Origin of the sequence: Bradyrhizobium sp. WYCCWR 13022 (assembly GCF_030435535.1) — a bacterium.
In the GTDB taxonomy this organism is placed as follows: Bacteria; Pseudomonadota; Alphaproteobacteria; order Rhizobiales; family Xanthobacteraceae; genus Bradyrhizobium.
Genome location: NZ_JAUIZJ010000001.1, coordinates 1 through 23,914, shown reverse-complemented (window position 1 = coordinate 23,914; position 23,914 = coordinate 1). Strand labels below are relative to the sequence as shown.

24 protein-coding genes and 1 tRNA gene are annotated in these 23,914 nt (G+C 64.8%); 15 read left to right on the top strand and 10 right to left on the bottom strand.

Annotation, left to right across the window (positions count from 1 at the left end; translation table 11 throughout):
- Window positions 1–133: 133 nt before the first annotated feature.
- Entirely contained in the window at window positions 134–1,264 is a 1,131-nt protein-coding gene (locus QY049_RS00125; RefSeq protein WP_301268559.1) for a M20/M25/M40 family metallo-hydrolase, read from the bottom strand.
- A gap of 267 nt (window positions 1,265–1,531) precedes the next feature.
- Here QY049_RS00125 and QY049_RS00120 point away from each other — a divergent pair, with 267 nt between their 5' ends.
- Complete coding sequence (locus QY049_RS00120) at window positions 1,532–3,142, top strand: ABC transporter substrate-binding protein (protein WP_194482037.1); 1,611 nt, start codon at window positions 1,532–1,534, stop codon at window positions 3,140–3,142.
- Between the two features lie 119 nt (window positions 3,143–3,261).
- On the opposite strand, the gene QY049_RS00115 is transcribed toward QY049_RS00120, so the two are convergent.
- From QY049_RS00115 to QY049_RS00105, 3 genes are all read right to left on the bottom strand, one after another.
- Window positions 3,262–3,402: a hypothetical protein gene (locus QY049_RS00115; protein WP_301268558.1), complete on the bottom strand. Its 141-nt coding sequence runs from the start codon at window positions 3,400–3,402 to the stop codon at window positions 3,262–3,264.
- 54 nt (window positions 3,403–3,456) lie between these two features.
- Window positions 3,457–4,707 (bottom strand): multidrug effflux MFS transporter, encoded by a 1,251-nt coding sequence (locus QY049_RS00110; RefSeq protein WP_258766420.1) that lies wholly within the window; start codon window positions 4,705–4,707, stop codon window positions 3,457–3,459.
- A gap of 685 nt (window positions 4,708–5,392) precedes the next feature.
- Window positions 5,393–5,481 (bottom strand) — tRNA-Leu (locus QY049_RS00105).
- A gap of 172 nt (window positions 5,482–5,653) precedes the next feature.
- On the opposite strand from QY049_RS00105, the gene QY049_RS00100 reads away from it, so the two are divergent.
- Window positions 5,654–6,064, top strand: a complete 411-nt coding sequence (locus QY049_RS00100) for a twin-arginine translocation pathway signal (RefSeq protein WP_301268557.1) — start codon at window positions 5,654–5,656, stop codon at window positions 6,062–6,064.
- Here the strand turns inward: QY049_RS00100 and QY049_RS00095 are convergent.
- Both QY049_RS00095 and QY049_RS00090 read right to left on the bottom strand, forming a co-directional pair.
- A complete protein-coding gene (locus QY049_RS00095; protein ID WP_301268556.1) occupies window positions 6,061–7,263 on the bottom strand; it encodes an FAD-dependent monooxygenase in 1,203 nt (400 codons plus the stop codon). The two genes, QY049_RS00100 and QY049_RS00095, sit on opposite strands and share 4 nt — an antisense overlap.
- A 19-nt stretch (window positions 7,264–7,282) precedes the next feature.
- The gene (locus tag QY049_RS00090) at window positions 7,283–7,528 is read right to left on the bottom strand and encodes a zinc-finger domain-containing protein (protein WP_007602543.1); all 246 of its coding nucleotides are present in this window, start codon (window positions 7,526–7,528) and stop codon (window positions 7,283–7,285) included.
- Window positions 7,529–7,847: 319 nt separating this feature from the next.
- Here QY049_RS00090 and QY049_RS00085 point away from each other — a divergent pair, with 319 nt between their 5' ends.
- On the top strand, window positions 7,848–8,984 hold the full coding sequence (locus QY049_RS00085) for a hypothetical protein (protein ID WP_301268555.1): 1,137 nt from the start codon (window positions 7,848–7,850) through the stop codon (window positions 8,982–8,984).
- Window positions 8,985–9,019: 35 nt separating this feature from the next.
- Window positions 9,020–9,775, top strand: a complete 756-nt coding sequence (locus tag QY049_RS00080; RefSeq protein WP_194482043.1) for an alpha/beta fold hydrolase — start codon at window positions 9,020–9,022, stop codon at window positions 9,773–9,775.
- Here QY049_RS00080 and QY049_RS00075 read toward each other — a convergent pair.
- Window positions 9,761–11,137 carry a hypothetical protein gene (locus tag QY049_RS00075; RefSeq protein WP_301268554.1) on the bottom strand — a complete coding sequence of 459 codons (1,377 nt, stop codon included), beginning with the start codon at window positions 11,135–11,137 and terminating at the stop codon, window positions 9,761–9,763. The two genes, QY049_RS00080 and QY049_RS00075, sit on opposite strands and share 15 nt — an antisense overlap.
- A gap of 276 nt (window positions 11,138–11,413) precedes the next feature.
- Between QY049_RS00075 and cysE the strand changes: the two genes are divergently transcribed.
- Both cysE and QY049_RS00065 read left to right on the top strand, forming a co-directional pair.
- A complete protein-coding gene (cysE, locus tag QY049_RS00070) occupies window positions 11,414–12,238 on the top strand; it encodes a serine O-acetyltransferase (protein WP_092293945.1) in 825 nt (274 codons plus the stop codon).
- A gap of 123 nt (window positions 12,239–12,361) precedes the next feature.
- Window positions 12,362–12,580 carry a DUF3126 family protein gene (locus QY049_RS00065; RefSeq protein WP_007602550.1) on the top strand — a complete coding sequence of 73 codons (219 nt, stop codon included), beginning with the start codon at window positions 12,362–12,364 and terminating at the stop codon, window positions 12,578–12,580.
- Window positions 12,581–12,682: 102 nt separating this feature from the next.
- On the opposite strand, the gene QY049_RS00060 is transcribed toward QY049_RS00065, so the two are convergent.
- Window positions 12,683–13,591, bottom strand: a complete 909-nt coding sequence (locus QY049_RS00060; protein WP_194482045.1) for a LysR family transcriptional regulator — start codon at window positions 13,589–13,591, stop codon at window positions 12,683–12,685.
- Window positions 13,592–13,783: 192 nt separating this feature from the next.
- Between QY049_RS00060 and QY049_RS00055 the strand changes: the two genes are divergently transcribed.
- From QY049_RS00055 to QY049_RS00030, 6 genes are all read left to right on the top strand, one after another.
- On the top strand, window positions 13,784–14,812 hold the full coding sequence (locus QY049_RS00055) for a transporter substrate-binding domain-containing protein (RefSeq protein WP_301268553.1): 1,029 nt from the start codon (window positions 13,784–13,786) through the stop codon (window positions 14,810–14,812).
- Window positions 14,813–14,865: 53 nt separating this feature from the next.
- Window positions 14,866–16,059 carry an ABC transporter permease subunit gene (locus QY049_RS00050; protein WP_301268552.1) on the top strand — a complete coding sequence of 398 codons (1,194 nt, stop codon included), beginning with the start codon at window positions 14,866–14,868 and terminating at the stop codon, window positions 16,057–16,059.
- Complete coding sequence (locus QY049_RS00045) at window positions 16,056–17,189, top strand: amino acid ABC transporter permease (protein ID WP_301268551.1); 1,134 nt, start codon at window positions 16,056–16,058, stop codon at window positions 17,187–17,189. Before QY049_RS00050 ends, QY049_RS00045 begins: the two co-directional genes overlap by 4 nt.
- Window positions 17,186–17,980, top strand: coding sequence for an amino acid ABC transporter ATP-binding protein (locus QY049_RS00040; protein ID WP_301268550.1), 795 nt, complete (start codon window positions 17,186–17,188; stop codon window positions 17,978–17,980). The genes QY049_RS00045 and QY049_RS00040 overlap by 4 nt, the downstream gene beginning before the upstream one ends.
- 64 nt (window positions 17,981–18,044) lie before the next feature.
- Window positions 18,045–19,343: a serine hydroxymethyltransferase gene (gene glyA / locus QY049_RS00035; RefSeq protein WP_301268549.1), complete on the top strand. Its 1,299-nt coding sequence runs from the start codon at window positions 18,045–18,047 to the stop codon at window positions 19,341–19,343.
- 39 nt (window positions 19,344–19,382) lie between these two features.
- Window positions 19,383–20,546, top strand: coding sequence for an aminotransferase class V-fold PLP-dependent enzyme (locus QY049_RS00030; protein WP_194482050.1), 1,164 nt, complete (start codon window positions 19,383–19,385; stop codon window positions 20,544–20,546).
- A gap of 106 nt (window positions 20,547–20,652) precedes the next feature.
- Here the strand turns inward: QY049_RS00030 and QY049_RS00025 are convergent, their stop codons facing one another.
- The gene (locus QY049_RS00025) at window positions 20,653–21,360 is read right to left on the bottom strand and encodes a hypothetical protein (protein ID WP_258766432.1); all 708 of its coding nucleotides are present in this window, start codon (window positions 21,358–21,360) and stop codon (window positions 20,653–20,655) included.
- 223 nt (window positions 21,361–21,583) lie between these two features.
- Between QY049_RS00025 and QY049_RS00020 the strand changes: the two genes are divergently transcribed.
- The 3 genes from QY049_RS00020 to QY049_RS00010 all read left to right on the top strand — a co-directional run bounded on the left by QY049_RS00020 (window position 21,584) and on the right by QY049_RS00010 (window position 23,003).
- A complete protein-coding gene (locus tag QY049_RS00020; RefSeq protein ID WP_194482052.1) occupies window positions 21,584–21,913 on the top strand; it encodes a hypothetical protein in 330 nt (109 codons plus the stop codon).
- A gap of 81 nt (window positions 21,914–21,994) precedes the next feature.
- A complete protein-coding gene (locus tag QY049_RS00015; protein WP_194482053.1) occupies window positions 21,995–22,525 on the top strand; it encodes a gamma carbonic anhydrase family protein in 531 nt (176 codons plus the stop codon).
- A gap of 115 nt (window positions 22,526–22,640) precedes the next feature.
- Window positions 22,641–23,003 (top strand): hypothetical protein, encoded by a 363-nt coding sequence (locus QY049_RS00010; protein ID WP_258766433.1) that lies wholly within the window; start codon window positions 22,641–22,643, stop codon window positions 23,001–23,003.
- A gap of 217 nt (window positions 23,004–23,220) precedes the next feature.
- On the opposite strand, the gene QY049_RS00005 is transcribed toward QY049_RS00010, so the two are convergent.
- Window positions 23,221–23,712, bottom strand: coding sequence for a hypothetical protein (locus QY049_RS00005; RefSeq protein ID WP_194482055.1), 492 nt, complete (start codon window positions 23,710–23,712; stop codon window positions 23,221–23,223).
- Window positions 23,713–23,914: the final 202 nt, after the last annotated feature.

Below are 23,914 nucleotides of genomic sequence, written 5' to 3'. Positions count from 1 at the left end.
TTTTAGACAAGGCTAAATTTCATCCGCGACTGCAAACGCATTGTGCAGTGCGAGGTTGATGGATCGAGTCATTCCGGGGGCGCGCGGCGCAACCCGGAATCTCGAGACGGACCATCCCGGCATGACCGACTTGCTACTCAAGCGTCGCCAGCAGCCCCGCCATCAGGCGACCGCGCTCGACCAGGCTGTCGACCTCGATGAATTCCTCGAGCGTGTGGCCATTGCCGCCGCGCACGCCGAGGCCGTCGAGCGTCGGGATGCCCATCGCGCCGGTGAAGTTGCCGTCGGAGCCGCCGCCCGAGCTTGCATGCGGTAATTCCGCGCCGAGAGATTTGGCGATGCCGCGTGCCTTTTCATACAGCGCCATGGTGCCGGCATCCGGCTCCCAAACCGGCCGCGTCACGCCGCGCGTCACCTTGAAGATGACGTCGTTGGTGGTGCCCGAGAGTGCCAGCATGCGTTCGACGCCGCGGTCGAGATCGGCCTGGCGCTTGGCCATCGAGAGCGCTTCGCCGGTCGCGGTCGTCGCGACACAGTTGACCCACTGCCCGCCATGCACGACGCCGACCGAGAAGGTGCAATCCTCCGTCGTCATCGCGTCGATCGCGAGAATTTGCCGCGCCATCTCGCGGATCGCCGAGCGTCCCGCCGACAACGTCGCGCCGGCGTGACTCGGTCGTCCCGTCGCTTCAAGATTGAAGCGCGCGATGGCGTAACGTCCGGTGGTGACGCCGTTGTCGGCACGGCCGGGCTCGGGCACCAGCACATATTTGTTGCGGGCAGCTTCTGCTTCGATGATGTCGCGTGTCGAGGGCGTGCCGACTTCCTCGTCGGGCGTGAACAGGATGGTAATCGGCAGCGGCGTGGTGAAGGAGGCGCGCGCAAGCTGCCGGATCGCTTCCAGCGAGAGATAGTTGCCGCCCTTCATGTCGTAGACGCCGGGGCCGTAGCATTTGTTGCCCTCACGGCGCCATTTCAGCTTCTCGATAGTGCCGGTCGGGTGGACGGTATCCATGTGCCCGGCGATCAGGATGCCCGGTTCGCCCTGCTTGGGATGCGGGAAACGCGCGCGGATGACGCCGCCAAAGCCCTGACGGCCGGCGATGCGTTCGATCGTCGCACCCATGATGGCCATATCGCGCGCCGCAATATCGAGCATGCGGTTGACGGCACCGGCGTCCCAGGTCGGGCTTTCGCATTCCACCCAGGTGCGCAAGCCCTCGAGCATCGCCTCGGAATCGAAGGGAAGATTGGCTGGATTCATCTCAATGTCTCTCGAGCTTGGAAGGTGGAACGCGCATTGCATTGGCGCGGGACGGGACAAGCGGAGAATGTTGTAGAGCCAAACCGATCTTTGTGGAGCCCGTGGATGCGATGCCATGGGCTGCACCGAAACCGGATTGACGCGCTCAAGACTGTCTGCAAGTCTCGAAAGATAAAGGCATTGCATGAGGTTAGTTCGCCCAAGAAACGAACCTGATGCTCAACCAAGAACCTGCCTTTGAACAGTTTCACGTCAGGAGAAACTTATATGTCCAAGATTTCGCGCCGCAAGCTTCTCAAGATTGCGGGTGTCGCGCCGACGGCGCTTGCGTTTGCGTCCGTGTTGCCGCCGAACGCGTCGGCCGCCAGCGGCAAGACCATCACGGCTGTGATGCATTCGGACCTGCGCATCATCGATCCGGGCTTCACCACCGCCTACATCACGCGCGACCACGGCTACATGGTCTACGACACCCTGCTTTCGACCGATTCGACGTTCAAGGTTCAGCCGCAGATGGCGGACTGGAAGGTCTCCGACGACAAGCTGACCTACACCTTCACGCTGCGCGACGGACTGAAGTGGCATGACGGCGCGCCGGTGACCGGCGAGGATTGCGTCGCATCGCTGAAGCGCTGGGGCAAGAACGACGGCATGGGCCAGAAGCTCATGGACTTCACCGCCAGCATCGAGGCGCCAGACGCCAAGACGATCGTGCTGAAGCTGAAGGAGCCCTATGGGCTGGTGCTTGAATCGATCGGCAAACCGTCCTCGCTGGTACCGTTCATGATGCCGAAGCGGCTCGCCGAAACGCCGGCGGGCAAGCAGATGGCCGAGCAGATCGGCTCCGGTCCCTTCAAGTTCGTGCAGAGTGAATTCCAGCCAGGCGTGAAGTCGGTCTATGCCAAGAACACCGATTACGTGCCGCGCAAGGAACCGGCGAGCTGGACCGCCGGCGGCAAGGTCGTCAAGGTCGACCGTGTCGAATGGATCACCATGCCGGACGCGCAGACGGCGGTCAACGCGCTGCAGTCGGGCGACATCGACTTCATGGAAAACCCGCCGTGGGATCTGCTTCCGGTGCTGGAAGGGAACAGCGACCTCAAGGTCGAGGTCCTGAACAAGTTCGGCTTCCAGACGCTCGGCCGCATGAACTTCCTGCTGCCGCCGTTCGACAATCCGAAGATTCGCCGCGCTGCGCTCCTGGCGATGAACCAGAAGGACGTGCTCGACGCGCTCGTCGGCAATCCCAAGTACTACAAGCTCTGCGGCGCCTATTTCGTTTGCGATACGCCCTTTGCGAGCGATGCAGGTGGCGAGACTCTGGTGAAGGGCGGCGGCATGGCAGAGGCCAAGAAGCTGCTCGCCGAGTCCGGCTACGACGGAACGCCGATCGCGATCATGGCGCCCGGCGATGTCACCACCTTGAAGGCCCAGCCGGTCGTCGCGGCGCAATTGCTCCGTGAGGCTGGCTTCAAGGTCGACCTTCAGGCGACCGACTGGCAGACCGTCGTGAGCCGGCGTGCCGGCCAGAAGCCGGTGAAGGAGGGCGGTTGGAACATGTTCTTCACCAACTGGGTTGCCGCCGACGTGATGAACCCGGTCGCCAACGTATCGATCGGCGGACGGGGCAAGAACGGCGGCTGGTTCGGCTGGGCGGAAGATGCCAAGATCGAGAAGCTCAAGGACGAGTTCGTCCGCGCGGCCTCGCTCGACGATCAGAAGAAGATCGCCTCCGAGATCCAGAAGGAAGCCTATGACCAGGTGATTTACATCCCGCTCGGCCAGTATCTGGCGCCGAGCGCCTGGCGGAAGTCGCTCACCGGCGTGCTCGACGGTCCGGCGACTCCGATCTTCTGGAACGTCGACAAGTCAGAGTAAGACGGAACAAGGGAAGGGGGCTTCCGGCACCCTTCGCCATGACATCACGCGGCGCCGCTGTCATCAGCGGCGCCGTTGTCGTTCGGTATTCCTGTTTCGGTGAAGGCGGGAGCGGCGCCTCAGCAGTGGCTGTCGCGAACCTGCTCGAGCCCTTCGCTTGCAAAAGGCGGATTGACGGCGGCGTGCTCGGCTGAAGACGCCGATCGCTCAGCCTGCTGACGGTCCGGCTTGCGCGCTTCGTTGCGGTGCTGTGGTTCCATTGAGTCCATCTCTCGAATTGCTGCAAGACAACATGAAGAGGGCTTTGAAGTTCCTCACACGATCGGGCGATGATGCGGCTTGAACAGCCGCCCCTTCTCCACGACCAGCACGATCGCGAGCGCCGCAAGCGTCGACAGGAAGAAGCCGACCGAGAACGGCAGCAGCGTGCCATCGAAGCTCTGGCCGATCGCCGTGCCGACGACGATGCCGATCAGAGTCGTGATCGAGCCGTAGAGCGAGGAGGCGGTGCCGGCGATGTGGCCCTGCGGCTCCATCGCGAGCGCGGTGAAATTGGCGACCATCATCCCGAACGAGAACATCATCAGCGCCGACAGCACCATGAACAGGGGCAGCGGCAGCACGCCGAGAATCTCGGTCAGCAGCATCACGCCGGCCACCGCGGCATAGAGCGTCAGCGCGCCGTGCGAGATCACGCGCATGCCGAGCCGCCCCACCAGTTTCGCGTTGAGGAAGCCGGCGACGGCGGTGCCGGCCGCGATTGCGGCGAAGGCGAGGGGGAAATAATGGCCGAGATGATAGATGCCGGTGAACACCTGCTGCGCGGAGAACACATAGGAAAATAGCGCGCCCATCACGCTGCCCGCGGCGGTCGCATAGCCGATGGTCTGGCGGTTGGTGACGGTCTGGCGGAAGGCCGAGAGCACGTCGGCAGGCGCGAGCGACCTGCGCTCCGTCTCGGGCAGCGTCTCCGGAAGCCGCCACACGCTCCAGGCCAGCGCGATGATGCCGTAGAACATCAGCACGACGAAGATGCCGCGCCAATGCGTGACCAGTAGCACCGCCTGTCCGAACGAGGGCGCGATCACGGGCACCGCGATGAAAATCATCATGGCAAGCGACATCACGCTCGCCATGCGGCGGCCGGCATAGCAGTCGCGCACGATCGAGGTTGCGATCACGCGCGTCGCCGAGGTGCCGAGACCTTGCAGCGCGCGGGCGAGCAGCAGCGTCTCGAACGAGGGCGCGGCGACCGCGAGCACGCTCGCCACGGCATAGACCGCCATGCCGCCGAGCAGCACCGGCCGGCGTCCGAACCGGTCGGACAACGGGCCCATGATGAACTGCCCTGCGCCGAAGCCGATCAGGAAGGTCGACAGCACGAGCTGGAGATGGTTGGCGTTGGGAATGCCGAAGGCCGCCCCGATGTTGGGCAGTGCCGGCAGCATCATGTCCATCGCGAGCGGATTCAGCGCCATGATGGACGCGATCACGACAACGAATTCGGGAAAACCCATGGGGCGGTGTCCGGAGGACACCCAGTCGTCGGCATTGACGTCGGACAAGCAGCTCACCTCTGATTTCAGAGGCTAAATCTAAGGCCCATGCTGCATTGCACAACCCATGTTTCGGGATGGCTGTCCGGCGGGGCCGGGGACGGACAACAAATGGTGAAGACGTCACGAGCCGAAAAGCCTGAGATCGGCTCGCACGACCGGCCTGCTCGACCGGGTCGAGCGCCGATGATCATGTGTTTTGCATTGTCCGCTATCGGCAATCGCCATAAGTGCGCGGCTGGCCGCTGCTTCCGCCGGTAACGGTCCGCGATTTTCCAGCGCCACATTGGACACGCATCCTTTTCGCGCTGGTGGTCTTCGCGGCATTGATTGCGCTCGGAGCGGCTGCCGTCGTCAAGGACCCTGCGTCCTTCGCGCTTGTCGCAATCGTTTGGAATGAAATCAAAGCGGTCCTCGTCTTACTGCTTCGGTTCTTTGAAGCAGTGCGCTCATAACTCGGCTCGCACTGCCGTAAGGCAGAATCGCAGCTTCTCCGTTGTCACGACGACAAGGCCTTCTCCTTCACGATGTCTCTGCTCCCAATCTCGAGCTCGCCTTCCGCCTCGCAGTGCGCTCAATTCAGTCGGGTGCGGCCAACATCGTGCGGGCGTAGCTAAATCGACAAGGCATGACCTCGACGGCGTGGTCCGGCATCTTGCCGCGCAGGCCCTCTCAGCTCCGGGGCGTCATGCGTTGGTGCGGGCAGCCGGGGTCGAACCGGCACAGCTCTTGCGAGCCGAGGGATTTTAAGTCCCTTGCGTCTACCAATTTCGCCATGCCCGCTTGATCCAACGGGATCAAACACTTAAGTCCCGTCCGGCCGTCTGGAATTGGCGCTTTCGCACCGGACAGGGGGTTCTTCCTTAAGCGAGCCGGCGGCACAAGGCAAAGCCTCAATCCCGACATCTGGCCCTGCTTTAGGCATTCTCAATTCACGGGGACTATTTTTCCGCCCATGCCTGCTTCGCTCTCCTCTTCCGTCCGCGCCTGTTGTGCGGTTGCCGCGCTGGTTGCGGCCGGCTTCGCGCTGTCCGGCTGCGCCGGCGTGAGCGAGACGATCGCCCCCGCTTTTGCCGATCCCGCCAAATACGAATTGTACGACTGCAAGCAGCTCGAGGGCGAGCGCAAGGCGCTCGCGGCGCGCACCACGGAATTGCAGAAGCTGATGGACAAGGCGGAGACCGGGACCGGCGGTGCCGTCGTGTCCGAACTTGCCTATCGCAACGACTACGTCGCGGTCCGAGGCTCGGCGCAGATGGCGGAAGACGCGTGGCGCCGCAACAGGTGCCGGGAAACGCCGCCTGACGCGACGCCGGCGTCTTCGACGCCGCAGCGGCCGGACATCAAGCCGGCTCCGAAGCGCTAAGCGCGCCAGCCGTAGATCCAGTCCTGTCGCGCCAGCATGCGCTCCGGCCCGAGCGCACGTATCGCAAGATCGCGCGCGATCGCGAACGGGCCGCCGAGATGATAGATGCGACCCTGCTGCCGCGCGGTCCGCTGTACCTTCCTGACACGGGCCTGACGCAGCAGGCCGTATTGCTTGAGCGCCGCGGCGACGCCGCTTGCGTCCTCGGCGGCCTCGAGGCTCAGGTGCCGGGCCAGCACGGCGGCATCCTCGATCGCCATGCCGGCGCCTTGCGCGGCGAACGGCAGCATCGCGTGCACGGCATCGCCGAGCAGCGCGATCGGGCCCTTGCTCCACGGGCAGCCTTCGGGCACGCCGAACAGCGCCCATTTGCGCCAGCTGTCGACGGCGGCCAGCATCATCCGCGCCGTCGCCGGCCAGCCCGGCGCGGCGAAGGCCTCCATCACCTCGGAAGGATCGCCCGGCGTGCTCCAGCCCGGCCTGTTCCAGGTGCCCGGCAGCACCGCCACGACGTTGAGCTGCCGGCCGCCTGCGATCGGATAGGCGACGAGATGGGCGTTCGGGCCCATCCAGAGCTGCACCCGCCGCGCGGTCAGATCCTTCGGCAGCTGCGTCGCATCGAGCGTGCCGCGCCAGGCGATCAGGCCGGAGAAGCGCGGCTGCACCTCGGGGAACAGATGCTGGCGGACCGTCGACCAGATGCCGTCGGCGCCGATCAGGGCGCTGGCGAGATCGCTGCGGCGGATCGTCCCGCTGCGATGGACCACGGTCAGTCCCTTGGCATGGGCGGCGACATCCTCGAAGGTCGCGCCCAGCTTCAGGTCGATATCGGGATGGTCGGCGACCGCGCCCGATAGCGCCGATTGCAGGTCGGCACGATGCACCACCCAATAGGGGGCGCCGGCGCGCGCGGACGCAGCTTCGCCGAGCGGCATCCGCAACAGCTCGCCGCCGGCGCGCGCGCTCATGATCGAGACCGCGTCCGGGACGACGGCGCGCAGCCTGAGCCGCTCGGTAAGGCCAAGCTCGACCAGCACGCGGCTGGCGTTGGGGGAAAGTTGCAGGCCGGCGCCGACTTCCTCGAGACGCTCGGCCTTCTCCAGCACGACGATGCGAAAACCGCGCCGCGCGAGCGCAAGCGCAGCCGTCAGTCCTCCGATTCCGGCACCGGCTATGACGATCGTTCGCGGGAGGGCCACCCCTGACCCAAGGAAGCGGTCAGGCCACCTTGTCCTTCAGCACGCATTCGGGGGGGCGGGCTTCGCCAGCTTTCAGGTCGGCGGCAAAGCGGTACAGCGTCGAGCAGTACGGGCAGATGATCTCGTTGTCGTTGCCGAGGTCCAGGAACACGTGCGGATGGTCGAACGGAGGATTGGCGCCCACGCACATGAACTCTTGCGAGCCGATCTCGATGACGGGGACACCGGCATCGTTATGGAAGTGCGGGACGACATGGTCGGACATCGTAGTTCATCCTGGAGTGGCAATGGCGGCAGACACAATCAGCAGTGACGCGGCATATTATCGACGCGGCGGACCATACTGATGGGTGCAGTTGATTGCTAGCCCGGTGGAACCGAAAGGATCGCAATTGCCCCATGCTCATTTGCTCATGCAAATTCGACACAATCTTGTCGCCTCAGAGAAGCCCTTCTTTCGTCGGGGACGTTGTGTCGCAATTTTGGCATACTATGTCTGTGGACACGCGGAATTGCGACGAAAGACCAACCATCGGGCGCGAACGGCCGACGCAAAAGATTTCGCGAATGTCCAGGCTTTCAGCATGAAGTGGCTGCGAATCAGCTCAGCTTTGGCAGGAATTGCTGCATGCAGCGTTGTGCTCGCGCAGGTAGTGCCGCATGCCCGGCAGGCCGGCGCTGTCCTCGCCGCGAAGGACGATCCGGCGGCGCTGTCCGAGCTCGAGCTCGACGCGGCCCTCGCGAACAACGACCGCCTGGTCCAGGACAATATCGAGGCCGCGCTTGGTGCCGGTGACGCCGATCTCGCCGACAGCTTCGTCACGCTCGCGCGTGATCGCAACATCGCGCTGCCCGACGACCTCCTCAGCCGGGTCGGCGATGCCGTCAAAGCGGAACATTCCACCTCGCACTTCGCCAGGCGCTTTGCCACCGGTCTCGTCACCGGCAATGCCGACGATGTCGCGAGCCTGTCGGGCACGGTCGCCGGCGATCTCTTCGTGATCGGCGACGTCAGGGACGTCGTGCGCGAGGGCAAGCATCTCGCCATGGGCGAGGATACCGATCGCCTCGTGCTCGGTCTCGCCACCGCGGGCCTCGCGGTGACGGCGGTGACCTACGTGTCCGCCGGCGGTGCCGCGCCTGTACGCGCCGGGCTGACGCTGGTGAAGGATGCCCGCAAGGTCGGACGGCTCGGCGAAGGTCTCGCCGAATGGGCCGGCCGGTCCGCGCGCGAGGTGGTGGACACGCCGATGCTGCAGAACGCGGTCGCCTCGGGCTCGGTGCTGCGGCCGGGCGCGACCGTGAATGCGATCAAGGCCGCGTTCCGCGTCGAGAAAGCGGGCGCGCTGGTGCGGCTCGGCAAGGACGTCATGCGCGTGGCCGGGAAATCAGGCACGCGCGGCGCCATGGACACGCTGCGCATCGCCGAAGGGCCCAAGGACGTCGCGCGCGCGGCGCGGCTTGCGGAAGCGCAAGGGAGCAAGACGCGCGCGATCCTGAAGCTGTTCGGCCGTGGCGCGCTGCTGCTGGTCGGCGGCGCGTTCGACCTTGCGCTGTGGCTGCTCGGTGCGGCGTTGACGCTGTTCGGCCTGCTGGCCTCGATCAAGGCGACCACCGAGCGCCTGACGCAAGGCTGGTGCGATCGCAGGCGGGCCCGGCGGCTCCGCCGGGCGCAGCTCGCGGCCGAAGCCGCTCTGGCGAATTCGACCGCCACGGCCTAAGATCAATCGTCCCCACAACATTCCCGGAACTGCTGATGCCGAGCTTTCACAACGGCGCCGTTGAAATTGCCTATCTCGACGAAGGCGAGGGCGACCCGATCATCCTGGTGCACGGCTTCGCCTCGAGCAAGAACGTGAACTGGGTCTATCCGACCTGGGTCTCGGAGCTGCGCAAGAACGGCCGCCGCGTCATTGCGCTGGACAATCGCGGCCATGGCGACAGCGCAAAGCTCTACGAGGCCGCGCAGTACTCGATCCCCACCATGGCCGGCGACGTGCTCGCGCTGATGGACCATCTCGCCATCCCGCAGGCCGACATCATGGGCTATTCGATGGGCGGGCGGATGGCCGCGTGGCTCGGCCTGAACGAGCCGCAGCGCCTGCGCTCGGCGATCCTCGGCGGCATCGGCATCGGCGGCCTGATCGAGGGCACCGGGCCCGGCGAGAACGTCGCCGAGGCGCTGGAGGCGCCCTCGCTCGACGACGTCACCGATCCTGTCGGGCGCACCTTTCGCGCCTTCGCCGATCAGACCCGTTCCGACCGCCGAGCGCTCGCCGCCTGCCTGCGCGGCACGCGCGATCTCATGACCGAGCAGGAAGCCGCGCGCATCGACGTGCCGGTGCTGATCGCGGTCGGCTCGACCGACGACGTCGCGGGCTCCGCCAGTGCGCTCGGCGCGATCATTCCCGGATCGGAAGTGCTGGATATTCCAGGCCGCGATCACATGCGCGCGGTCGGCGACAAGGTCTACAAATCGGGCGTGCTCGACTTCCTCTCACGCCGCGGCTGAGGTCTCGTCCGCGGCTTCTTCGTCTCCGACCGAGCGAAACAGCGCCATCAGCACCACGAAGGTCGCGACCCACACCATGCGCGCGCCGTAACGGTCGTGCGGCCCGGAGATCACGCCGCAGATGAAGGCGTTGCCGAGCAGGGCCAGCGTCACGGTCGCGGCCAGCAACGTCAGATCGTCGAGCCGGCGATGGGCGAGGGCGTGTCCGAGCAGCACGAGCAGCCCCAGCATCGAGAGCAGCGCCACCGGCACGTGCAGCCAGTTGACGTAGTCGAAATTGAGACCCCAATGCTGCTGGCGCGCTGCGCGCATCGGCGCGACCTGCGCCGGGATGTAGCGCTCGATGATGCCGTAGGTGTGCGGGATCCAGACGCTGGCGCCTTCGCCGGTCGCCACGTGCAGCAATTGCTGGCCCATCGCCCGCAGCGCCGCGCCGGCCTGCCAGGCCGGATAGTCGGCGAGCGACCGCTCGACGATGGTGCCCATCTCGTCGTTCAGTCCGTGGAAGCGGCCGAGCTCGTTGAACACGCTCTTGCCCCAGAGGAATTCGTCGGCGGTCGCGGGCAATTCGTTGCGATAGGGACAGAGCTTGAAGTTTTCGTGCGGGCAATGATCGTTGAGAAAACGTGCGACGATGCCGTCCTGCATCATGCGGCCGAAGGCAACGCCGGTGCCGCCGGGTGTCCAGGCCCATTCGCCCGACAGCGCGTGGTTGGCCGACACCAGCATCAAGCTGCCGGCGACGATCGTCAGGCTCGCCTGGGTCAATCCGGCAATCGGCAGGCGAGGCCCAAGCAATGGCCGCATCATCCAGCCGGCGGCGCAGAGCCCGAACAGCACGCCGAGCGTGGCGCTGTGGGTCGCGGCGGCAAAGGCGGTGAAGACGAACAGCGCGCCCTTCTCGAGCCCGGAGAGGCGATCGCCACCGACGATCAGCAGGAACAGCGACAGCACCGACAGTCCGGCAAAGATGTCGGTCAGCAGCATGCTGGCGAGCCACGGCAACGCCGTCGACAGGATCAGCAGCAGGCTGATGGCGACGAAGCGGAATGTCTGCATCATCGAGAGCACGCGCAGCGTCAGCTGCAACAGCCACAGCGTCGCCAGCGACTGGACCGCGAGGTTGGTCCAGAAGCCGAAACCTTCGCCATAGTGCAGATAGAGGCCGAACACGGTGGAGCGGCTGGGGACGAGATAGCCTTCGTACCAGCGCGCCAGATAGCCGCCGGTATCCCATTGCAACAGCGGATAGCCGTTCCAGAACGCGGGCGCGATCATGAGGAGGGGCAGGGTCACCGCCGCCAGCCGCAGCCAAAAGGTACCCGCGGCGCGCGCGCGCAATTGATCGGTGGTGATGCTCAAAGCTGTTCCCGTCCTCTGCCGGACCATGCCCGCAATACTGGTCGGGACGAAATTCACCAATAGTTTGACGCCGCCCGGCTTGAATTTGGCGGAACTCTGACCATTTCAAGCCGACCTTGCCGCCTGGGGACGCCGGAAGAACCCGTTGTGTTTCAACGCGTTGGCATGCTTTCGCGGGCAAGGCGCTGTTCACTCTCAGGCAAGCCCGTCAGGACTTTGTCGTCTACACTGTGCTATAGAGCCAACAAAACCAGCCCATTCGAAAGAGCAGATTCCATGGCAGTGCATCAGGTCAATCCGGGAGGAAAGCTCGCAACGCTCGATCCGATCTGGGACCGGATCCGCGGCGAAGCCGAGGACATCGTCCACCGCGAGCCCGAGCTTGCGACCTTCATCTATTCGACGGTGCTGCATCACAGCCGCCTCGAGGATTCGGTGATCCACCGCGTCGCCGACCGGCTCGATCATTCTGCGCTCTCGGGCGACCTGGTGCGCCAGACCTATGACGAAGCGCTGCGCGACGATCCTGATTTGGGCAATGCCTTCCGCGCCGATCTCGTCGCCGTCTACGACCGCGATCCCGCGACCTCGCGCTTCATCGATCCCTTGCTCTACTTCAAGGGCTTTCATGCGATTCAGACCCATCGCCTCGCGCACTGGCTCTATCTGAAGGGCCGCAAGGACTTTGCATATTACCTGCAGAGCCGCGCCTCCGCGGTATTCCAGACCGACATCAATCCCGCCGCGCGCATCGGCCGCGGCATCTTCCTCGACCATGCCACCGGCTTCGTCTGCGGCGAGACCGCCGTCATCGAGGACGACGTCTCGATCCTGCACGGCGTCACGCTCGGCGGCACCGGCAAGGAGAACGAAGATCGTCATCCCAAAATCCGCCACGGCGTGCTGATCGGTGCCGGTGCGAAGATCCTCGGCAACATCGAGATCGGCCATTGCGCGCGCATCGCGGCCGGCTCGGTCGTGGTCAAGCCCGTGCCGCACAACGTCACGGTCGCCGGCGTGCCGGCGAAGATCGTCGGCGAGGCCGGTTGCGCCGAGCCGTCGCGCACCATGGACCAGATGATCAACGCGATGGGTCTTTGAGCGTGTGAGTAAGGGCCGGATTCTCCGGCCCTTTTCGTCCCCAAATTCTTTGGCAATTCATGCTGGCGGTTCGCCGCATCTCGTCCTAAAACGCGGCCAGCCAATTTCGATCGGAGACTTGCCGTGGACGTCAAAGAAGTCAGAAAGCTAGATGCGTATCTGAAGCGCGTGTTCGGCAATCCCAAGATCCGCGTCGTGCCGCGGCCGAAGAAGGACGATTCCGCCGAGGTCTATATCGGCGAGGAATTCATCGGCGTGCTGTTCGTCGACGACGAGGACGATGATCGCTCGTTCCAGTTCCAGATGGCGATCCTCGAGGACGATCTGGTCGATCAGGAATAATTCTCGACGCCACCGTCGCGCGCGAAGCGGAGTCTTCGCCGTGCGCGGCGTCCTATCGAGTCCCGGACGCACTGCGTTGCGTTCGCAATGACAGCCAGCACGTCACCGCCGCGCCGTCATCGATGTCGCCAACGTTTGAAGCTCGCCGACGAAGGCGGCGATCGCCGGATTGCGCCTCTCACCGGTGCGAAACGCGGCGAAGATCCGCCGTGTGATGATCGGCTTGATTTCCTTGAGGCGCAGGTTGCCGATATGATCGCGTCCGCGAAGCCCCGGATTGATCGAGACCGAGCAGCCGGCCTCGACCATGGCCCGGACCACCTCGAAACTGTGGCAGCGGGCATTGACGATGGGATCGAAGCCGGCATTGCGGCAGGCGCCGACGATCACGTCCGCGTAGGTGGCTGACGTCGTGTCGAGAACCCATCGCTCTGTCGCGAGCTCGGGCAGGGTGAGGTGAGGCCGCTCGGCCAGGGGATGGTCGTGCGGCAGCAGGACATGAAGGTGGTCGTCCAGAAGATGCAGCATCTCGACCTGCGTCTCCGACAGGCTCGCCGACGTGGTGAGGTCGTCGACGACAGCGACGTCCGTCTGCCAGGCGCGCAGGGCAGCGAGGCTGTCGTCGGGCTCCAGCTCCTCGAAGATCGTCGCGAGATCGGGGAAGCGCGCCGACATCGCGCGGATCGTCGGCGGAATGAGAGATGCAGCGACCGAGGGAAATGCCGAGACGCGCAGCTCGCCGGCGATCGTCTTCTTCAGCTCCGCAAGGTCGGTCTTCGCTTCCGCCAGGACGCCAATGACGCGTCCGGCATGATCAGCCAGCCGCTGTCCCGCCGGCGTCAGCCTGACGCCGCGGCCCCTGCGTTCGACCAGTTCGACGCCGGTCTCGTCCTCGAGCTGCGCGATTTGCTGCGAAACGGCCGACGGAGAGATCAGCAAGGCCTCCGCCACCGCTGCCATTGTTTTTCGCAGCGAAAGCTCACGAAGCGTGCGGAGTCGGGCGAAATCCATTCGTCAGCTCCCATAAGTGCTCAGAACTCAATCATGCATTTCTTCTAATGTATATCGCAAAATTAATTAAGTAGACCAGAATTGTTTTGCGGCAGTAGCCTCATCTCCCAGAGCAGTTCGGGTCCTCACAAGAGGAGCAAATCCCAGGCCCGACTGAGATGCGTTGGACGACAACAGGAGAGGGGTTCTCGGATGGCTCATTCAAAATTTCTGGTCGCTGCGCTTGCCGCAGCATCGCTGTGGGCGAGCGGTGCATCCGCCTCCGTCCTCGACAACGTCAAGCAGCGCGGCACGCTGAACTGCGGCACCGACAACACGGCGCCGGGCTTCGGCTACCTCAACACCAAGACCGGCAAGATCGAAGGCCTGGATGCCGATTTCTGCCGCGCCATGGCCGCGGCCGTTCTCGGCGATGCCAGCAAGGTCAACTTCGTCATCGTCACCGACAAGAGCCGCTTCAACGCCCTGCAGACCGGGCAGGCCGACGTCGTCTTTGCCCACACGACCATCAAGCCGGTTCGCGAATCCGCGATCGGCGTCGATTTCCTGCCGATCAATTTCTACGACGGCACCGGCATGATGGTGAAGTCGGCGTCCGGCGTGAAATCCGTCGCGGAGCTCGACGGGGCGACGATCTGCACGACGCAGGGCTCCGGCACCGAAGCCACGCTCGCCGCCTTCGTTCGCCAGCGCGGCTTCAAGACCACCAAGGTGCTCACCTTCGAGAACCTCGAGAAGCTGTTTGGTGCGCTCCAGAGCGATCGCTGCAACGCGATGTCGACGGACAAATCCGCGCTCGCGGCCTGGCGCGGCAACTCTGGCAAGCCGGACGATTACACGATCCTGCCGGAGACCCTGAACAAATCGCCGTTCGCAGGCTTCGTGATCGCCAACGATTCCAAATGGCGCAATGCCCTGCGATGGGCGACCTTCGCGCTGTTCCAGGCGGAAGAGTGGGGCATCACGACAGCCAATCTGTCCGACAGGATGAAGGACGAGAGCGCCTTCGTGCAGAAATTCCTTGGCGTGAAGGACGGCTTCGGCAAGGATTTCGGCGTCGCCGACGATTTCGTCGCCAGCATGATCAAGTCCGTCGGCAATTACGGCGAGATCTACGATCGCAATCTCGGACCCAGGACGCCGTATTTCATCGATCGTGCCGGCACGCCCAACGCGATGTGGACCAAGGGTGGTGCAGAATATTCGCCTCCGTGGAACTGAGCCACATGATCATCGGCGAGCCGGCAGGCTCGCCTCGATCTCGGGAGGGCAGCGTGAGCACAGAGATCGCCGAATATCACAGCATCCCGCCGGCGCGTCGTGGCCTGCTGATTGCGTCCAAATGGCTGGTGCAGGCGGCGATCGTCATCGTGGTGGCCGGGCTGGTCATCTGGCTCGGTCTCGCCGTTCGCGAGGCGCTCGCTCGCAAGGGCATCCAGTTCTCGTTCGGCTATCTCGGCCATGGCGCGAACTTCTCGCTCAGCGAAGGCGTCGTCCCGTCGTTCGTGGGCGGCTGGCCGGTGCTGGAGTCCTTCTCGCCATCGCATAGCAATCTGCAAGCGCTGTTTGCCGGTCTTTGGAATTCGCTCAAGGTCGCACTCTCGGCGATCGTTCTCTGCACGATGTTCGGCACGCTGGTCGGCATTGGCCGCCTGTCGACGAACTGGCTGGTGCGCAACCTCTGCTTTGGGCTGGTCGAAGCCGTCCGCAACACGCCGCTGCTGATTCAGATCGTGTTCTGGTACTTCGCGGTGGTCCTGAGGTTTCCCCCCGCGAATGCCGCCTCGAACTGGTTCGGCGGCCTGCTGGCCAGTCGGTCGGGCGTGTTCCTTCCCGGCGTTGCGATCTCCGAGCGCGCCGGCGCTGCGTCCTGGGGATTGCTCGCGGCTGCCTTTGCCCTGCTTGTCGCCTGCGTGGTTCTGCGCGGATCGCGTCCGCGGTTGATCCTGCTGGCGGCAGCGATCTCGGCCCTGATTGCAGCCGCCTTGGTCGGCTTTCCCCTCGGCCTCGACCTTCCGGTCGCGACGCGCTTTGGCGCGCGCGGAGGCTTCTCCATTTCGCCCGAGATGACGGCGCTCCTCGTTGCGATCGTCGTCAACAGTTCGGCCTATGTCGCCGAGATCGTCCGTGGCGCGATCGAGGCGCTGCCGAAGGGGCAGTGGGAAGCCTCTGCCTCGCTCGGCCTGTCGCGTTCCCACACGCTGCGCGACATCATCCTTCCGCAGGTGTTTCGCATCGTGCTCCCGTCGCTCGCCAACCGCTACATCAGCCTGACCAAGGACACCTCGCTCGGGATCGCAATCGGCTTCCCTGACCTGTTCAACGTCTACGGCACCGTCTCGAACCAGACCGGGCGAAACCTCGAAGGCGTCGTGATCGTGATGCTGACCTATCTCGCGCTGAGCTGGATCATCAGCGCCTGTGTCAACGGCATCAACGCGCGCGTCAACGGACGGAGGACGCGATGAGCACGCTGGCGCTGCGGTGGGTTCACCGCAATCTCTTCGCAAAACCGTTCGATGCCGCGCTCTCGCTGGTCATCATCCCGCTGCTGGCCTGGGCGGTTTATGCCTTCGCTCATTGGGCACTGATCGACGCGCATTGGCAGGTCGTCGGCGGCAGCTTCAAGGTGCTGATGACCGGCATCTATCCCGCCGATCAGCTGTGGCGGGCATGGGTCTCGGTCGCGATCCTCTGCGCGATGTTCGGCGCTGGCCTCGGCCTTTCACTCCGCCCGGGGCGCACTGCGCTCGCATCGGTTGGCTTGGTCGGGATCCTGATCGCGGCGGCGGTGGCAGCCGCAATCGACCTGCATTCCGGCATGCTGACGGCCGCCAGCGCTGTGATCGGTATCGCGGCATGGATCGGCGCCTATCGTCCGGCTGCGAACCAGCGCATCGTGATGTCGGGGCTTCTCGCCGGCGTCGTCGCGATCTTCGTCGTGCTCTCGCCGCCGGGCTTCGAGGTCTGGGGTGGCCTGCTGCTCAGCGTCGTCCTGACGATAGCAGTCTCGATCCTGACCTTGCCGTTCGGAATCCTGCTCGCGCTCGGCCGGCAAAGCCGCATCGCGAGCCTGCGCGTGATCTCGACCGCCTATATCGAGACGATGCGCTCGGTGCCGCTGATCCTCGTGGTCTACTGGATCTGGATCATCGTGCCGCTGCTGGCACCGGACACGTCCGTTCCGGGGCTGCTGCGCGGCATGGCCGGTTTCGCGCTCTTCTTCGCGGCCTATGTCGCCGAATACGTTCGCAGCGGACTTCAGGCCGTTCCCAGGGGGCAGATCGAGGCGGCGCGCTCGCTCGCCATGAGCAGCTGGACGCTCAACGTCGACATCGTCCTGCCGCAGGCGCTGCGCGTCGTCGTTCCTTCGCTGGTCGGACAGATCCTCGACATCTTCAACGGCGCGACGCTGGTCTTCATCATCGGCCTGACCGACTTCCTGCGCGCCGGCCAGATGATCCTCGCCGATCCGCAGAACAGCAGCCGGACCTACGAGATCTACGTCTTCCTGTTCGCCGTCTATCTCGCCATCGGCGGGGCGATCACCTACGCCTCGCGCCGCTTAGAGGCCCATCTCGCAAGGGGATCACGATGAACGCCATCCAGATTCCGGAAACCGCCGCGTCGCGCGAAGTCATCGTGAGCATCGGCCGCCTCAACAAATCGTTCGGCGCGTTCCATGTCCTGAAGGATGTCGATCTCGACGTCGGGCGCGGCGAAGTCGTGGTCATCATCGGTGCCAGCGGCTCCGGCAAGTCGACATTGATCCGCTGCGTCAACGGTCTGGAGATGTACCAGAGCGGTCGGCTGACGGTCGACGGTTTCAGCATGCCGACGGAAGCCGATCGCGCGATCGGCGGCGAGAAGGAGCTGGCGAGGATCCGCAAGGGCGTCGGCATGGTGTTCCAGCAATTCAATCTGTTCCCGCATATGAGCGCGCTGGACAACGTCGCGATAGCGCCGATCCGCGTGCGCGGCCGCAAGCCTGACGAGGCGAGGACGCACGCGTTGCGTCTGCTCGAGCGGGTCGGCTTGCGCGACCACGCCCACAAGCTTCCGGCCCAGCTCTCCGGCGGCCAGCAGCAGCGGGTCGCAATTGCGCGGTCGCTGGCGATGGAGCCGCATATCATGCTGTTCGACGAGCCGACTTCGGCGCTCGACCCCGAGATGGTCGGCGAGGTGCTCGACGTCATGCGCGAGCTCGCACGCGAGGGCATGACCATGATGATCGTGACCCACGAGATGGGTTTCGCGCGCGAGGTCGCCGACCGCGTCGTCTACATCGATCACGGCCGCATCCTGGAGATCGGCACGCCGGCCGAGATCTTCGACCGGCCGACACATGAACGAACCAAAACCTTTCTGTCGCGCGTGCTCCGTCACTGACGTAGCGCCCGCCCGAGCACGCGCGGACCACGCGCATTCCGATCACGTGGAAAGAGGATCACCCATGTCACCTTCGACGGCCGCTCAAGCCCATTCAAACGACGCCAACTGGCCCCATCTCTTCGGCGCGGATGCCCATCAGATCGGTGCCGACGTCGTCGCGCTGATCGACCAGGATCGGAAGAGGGAAACGTCGTCCCTCAACATGATCGCGTCGGCGTCCTACGCGCCGCTCGGCCTGCGACAGATCGAGGGGACGCATCTCGTCAACCGGGCGCCGATGGGCCTGCCGGGCCGTCGCAGCGTCGCCAATTGCGAAGAGCTCGACGCGATCGAGAACCTCGCCATCGACAGGGCGAAGGCGATCTTCGGCGCCGAATACGTCAACGTGCAGGCGTTGTCCTCGACCATCGCCAATGTCGCGGTGCTGCGCGCGATCCTGCCGGCCGAAGGCGCGCGGCTGCTGACCTTCGACGAGCTTGCCGGTGGCCATGTCAGTCACGGCGCCATGCGTCATATTACTGGCGCGAACCGCTCGGTGGCCTCGTTCGGCGTCACCGGCACCGGCGCAATCGACCTGGATCAGGCCCGTGAACTCGCACGCAGGACGCGGCCGCATGTACTGCTCGCCGGCCCGTCTTCGTATCCGCGCGAGATCGACTTCGCGGGATTGAAGACCATTGCCGACGAGGTCGATGCGCTGCTCTTCACCGACATTGCCCATGTCGCGGGGCTGATCGCCGCTGGCCTCCATGCCAATCCCGTTCCGTTCTCCGACGTGTCCACGACCTCGACGCAGAAGACGCTCTGCGGACCGCGTAACGGCGCCTTCGTCTTCGCCAGAGAGCGTTTCGGCGCCGCCATCGACGCGGCCGTCTATCCTGGTCTGCAGGGCCCGGCCGCCTCGAACATGATCGCGGCGCGGGCGGTGCAGATGGAGATGATCACCCGACCGGCATTCGCACAGCTCATGCGCGATGTCGTCGCGAATGCAAAGGCGTTCGGTGCGGGCCTGCAGGAAGGCGGCATCGAGCTCTACACCGGCGGCACGGACTCGCACATGATCATGGCTTACACCGGCGAGAGCTGGACGCAGCCGGAGCTGGTCGCGGGGCTCGGCGCCCACGGGATCGTCGGCAACGCGATGCGTGCGCCGGGGCCATCAGGCGAACCGCGCACCGCTTTCCGGTTTGGCAGCATCGCGCTGACGATCCGCGGTTTCGATACGGCCGAGGCCATGAGACTTGGCCGCGAGGTCGCAGAGATCCTGCGCGCCGGCCCGGAGGCTCCGGTCAATTCGGCGCGGCTTCACAGGCTCAAGGAGCTGGCTGCGGCCCATCCCGTTCCGTCTTTTGTCGATTGACGCGAGCGCATTCGACGAGAACGCCAGGAGCCATTCATCATGCACTACGACGTTGCCGCAATCCGCCGCCAGTTTCCCGTGACGGAGCGCATGCTCTATCTCGATTCCGCCCATCAGACGCCGCTTGCCACCAGCGTTCGCGAAGCGCTGCTTGGGTTCTATCGCGAAGGACTCGAGACGGCGGGGCCAAAGCCCGTCTGGCTCGACCGGATCGAGCAGGTCCGTGCCCGAGTGGCGAAGCTCTTCAACGCAGCGCCGGCCGAGATCGCCTTCACCAAGAACACCTCCGAGGGCATGAACATTGCCGCGAATGCGTTGCCGCTGACGGCGGGCGACAATGTGCTCCTCGTCGAGGGTGATCACCCCAACAACGCCTATGCGTTCCTCAATCTGCGTCGCAAGGGCGTGGAGGTGCGTTTCGTGCCGATGAATGGCGAAACGGCACGCGCCGAGATGTTCGCGCCCTACATCGATGCCCGCACGCGCGCGATCTCGCTCTCGCATGTCACCTTCCACGCAGGACATCGTTTCGACATCGACGGTATCGGCGCGCTCTGCGCCGAGCGGCGGCTCTATTTCGTCATCGACGCGATGCAGTCGACCGGTGTCATCCCGCTCGATGCCGGAGCGAGCGGAGCAAGTCTGATCGGTTCGGGTTGCCACAAGGGCCTCCTGGTGCCGCAGGGTCTCGGCATCCTCTATTGCCGGCAGGGTCTGGACGAACTGCAGCCGGCCTATCTCGCGATGTCGAGCCTGGCGCATCCGCCGGGTGACTACATCGCGCGCGCCGACAACATGATGCCGAAGGCGGGGGCCGGTCGGTTCGAGATCGGCAACCTCAATCTGCCCGATATCCATGCGCTGGACGCTTCGCTGACGCTCATCGAGAGCGTCGGATTGTCAGCCATCGAGGCGCACCTCTACGATCTCGGCGACCGCCTGATCGAGCGCATCGACGATCTCGGTGTCCGTCTCGTCGGACCGCGCAACCGCGCCGATCGCTCGCCGCACATCTACGTGCTGGACTTGCCGGCGGACGCGTGGGCGGAATATCTGGCAAGCCGGCAGGTGCGCGTGTCGCCGGAGCGCGACGGAATCCGCATTTCGTTTGGCCTGTTCAACACGGCCGAGGACGTCGACCGGTTCGCTGGAATCCTCGCCGAGAGCGGCAATTTGCCGGCACGCGCTGGCGCGGCCGCCTGAGCGTCGAGCGGCGTCGCAAAAACACGAATTTCTAAGATTACGACGTCATGACAGGCCCATGGCTACTGTGCATGGGGTTGTTTTCGACTTTTCGTCGCGGCCGGTCTCAGCTGTGGGGCCCGCGCAGCTGCGCGGTCAGTTTGTCCATCGCATCCGCAACGCCGCGCCATTGCGACAGCCAGCTGCGCGGAAAGCGGTAGGTGAGGTCGGCGCCGCCGACGCGGCGCTCGGACAGGCACATGCCGGGCGTGGCTGCATCGCGCGTGCAGCGCGCCGTCAGCGCCGGCGAGCTTGCGGAATACAGATCCTCGCTGCCGTAGGGCGTGTCGCTGCGGAACGGGCGCATCGTCAATCCGTCGTCCGGCGTCGTTGCGGCTTGGTCGATGTAGCGCGGATAGATCGTCGCGGTGCGCTGCTCCGGCGAGAGCGCATCGTGATGTGCGGCGATCGAGAGAAAGATGCGGTCGATCGGCTGCATCGCGGTGTCCACGGTTTCGGCGGTCACATGCGTCGGCCCGTTCGGTGCTTGCAGCGAGGGATAGAGGAAATCGAGATCGATGCGCTCCTGCGGACCGGAGTGCCGCTGGATCTTCATCCGGATTGCCTGAAGCGGCAGGTTGAACAGCGTGCCGCCGACGCTCACGGGCAGCTTGTCCGGTATATCCGATCCGCCGGCGGTCCAGGTCGGCCACAGCAGATAGGCAACCAGCGCGACCGCGCTCGCCGCGAACACGCCGGTGAGCGCGATCGGGACGAGATGTGTCCGGATACGCGTTCTGGAAGGACGAGGGGAGGTTGCCGAAAACACCGTCATGACGTCGCGCACATGGACCCGGGGTCGGCCGGTGGCCGACGAATCACCGGCGAATATGCCATGCGGCGGCGAATTCGCGGAGGGTTCCCGGCTGCCGGGAACGGCAGGGAGCCCTGCGCGGGCCGGGCGGCGCCGTTAACCTTCGCTTAAGGATAATGTAGCGTTAACCGGCGCTATTTGTCACAGGAAGGGTCCTTGCGTTGCGTATGGGCGGACCGTTCCGATGACACCTGAAGCTCTCAATACCTTCTTCTCGATCTGCATCGGCTTCGCGCTCGCAGGCGCGCTCGCGAACGGATACCAGGCGCTGTCGCAACGGCCCGCAGGTTTCGGGCTGCTGCAGGAGGGCGTCGCACCGCGCACATTTGCAGCGGTTCCGTTCCTGGTGTTCGCAGCGCCCTTCATCATCATGCGCAACACGCTGCGCGGCATGCGGCTGGAGAGCCGCCGCTTCGAATTCGTCATGATGGCGACCGTCATCGCCGGCTTCTGGAGCATGATGAGCGGCACCTTCTTCCTGATGACGCTGCGCGCGGCGGGCGTGCTGACCTGACGCCTTGCAGGGCTGCGTGGCAGCCCTTTGCCAGCTCGCTCCCGTTTCGCTATGCCACTCCCAGCGTGACAGGAGACCTCGATGGCGATCTACGAGCTCGACGGGCAGGGGCCCGATCTTCCGGCGGACGGCAATTACTTCATCGCGGAAACCGCGACCGTGATCGGCCGCGTGCGCCTGAAGCCGGGCGCGAGCGTCTGGTTCGGGGCGGTGCTGCGCGGCGACAACGAGTGGATCGAGATCGGCGAGGGCGCTAACGTGCAGGACGGATCGACCTGCCACACCGACCTCGGCTTCCCGCTGGTGATCGGGAAGAACTGCACCGTCGGCCACAACGTCATCCTGCACGGCTGCACCGTCGAGGAGGGCGCGCTGATCGGCATGGGCTCGATCGTGATGAACGGCGCGAAGATCGGCCGCAACAGCATCGTCGGGGCCGGCTCCGTCATCACCGAGGGCAAGGAGTTTCCCGAGCGCTCGCTGATCATCGGCTCGCCCGCGCGCGTGATCCGCACCCTCGACGACGCGCAAGTCCAGAAGATGGGAAGCGCGGCGCGGTTCTACGTCGCCAACGGCCCGCGCTTCAAGAAGGGCCTGAAGCGGATCGGCTGACCTCGACCCGCGCGCTCGCGCGGAAGTGAGCCGCCGCGCCTGTCATCGATGATCGGGTGACATTAGCTTTGCCGTGTTTTGAAGCGTGGAGCGTTTCCGCGCGGAGGGTGAGTTGATGCTACGCAAGATGATCATGGCCGCACTGGCCATCGCGGCGGTGAGCCTGTTGGCGCCGCAGGCGGCCGAGGCGAGGGGCGGCCATATGGGCGGCGGCTGGAGCCATGGCGGTGGTGGCTGGGGTCACGGCGGCTGGGGCCATGGTTGGCATGGCGGCGGGTTCTGGCCGGGTGTCGCCATCGGCGCCGGTATCGCGGGCGCCGGCTATTACGGCGCGTATGGCTACGGCTACCCGTACTATGGCGACCCCTATTATTACGGCGTCGGCTACGAGGACTATGGCGCGCAGTGCTACCCGGTGCGGCAACGGGTCATGACGCGGTGGGGCTGGCGCGTCCGTCGCGTTCAGGTCTGCGAGTAGGGCTGCGAGAAGTGCGGGGGCCTCACCAAGGCATCCAGATACCGGGGCATTAAAAAACAAGGCCGTTGACGCAGTATACCGTCAACGACCTTGCCAGCCCCGGATATTGAAATCGGCTCACGCCATCCGGTATGCGCAAGCATGGCGCGGAATCATACGGGCAAATGTGATCCATTTCACAAGTGGTGAAAATAAAGGGCGGCGGCCCCGGATCCAATTAGCTGCGTGGGCGTTTGCGGGCGCTGGCGTGCCGGTGGCGCGCCGGTTTCCTCGGGGTGACTGAGGACGTATCGGCCTCGTTGGCGCGGGCGCTGGCGAAGGATTGCCGCAACCCGTCGATGGATTCGTTCAGACCAGCGACCTGTTCCGACAGGCGCTTGGTGTCGGCCTGCTGCGAGGCGAGCAGCCGCTTCATGGTCAAAAGCTGGTCTTGCACGACCTGGAGCTGGTCGATCGATTCCTGCTGGGTCGCCTCCAGCCCCTTGGTCTTCTCGACGAGTTGCTCGGAGGCTTGCGCCGCGCGGACCTGAAGCTGCCGCGACGCGACCACCCTGTCGGTCTCCGGCGCAGCACCGGTATAGGCCCGCCAGATTGCGATCGACGTGACGCCGACGATCAGCAGCAGCAGCGCGACGGCGGTCAGTGCGATCGGCTGGGCACCGAGACGCAGGAGGGAATTGGACGGTGCATCCTCTGCGAGATCGATCATCGCTGACAAAACCCAATTGAAACTTGGTGCATGGCGAAGAGCGGCAGCACGAAGCGGCCGCGGGGCATCCCGAAAGTGTTACTGTTCGGCAACAATTGGGACAAAAAGGTGGCCGCCGGCGGAAAAAGCGCAATTGACCCTGGCTGCGTGAAAACGACGAGTCAGATAGAGATCGTCTCGGGGTTTCGGAGACGACCGATGC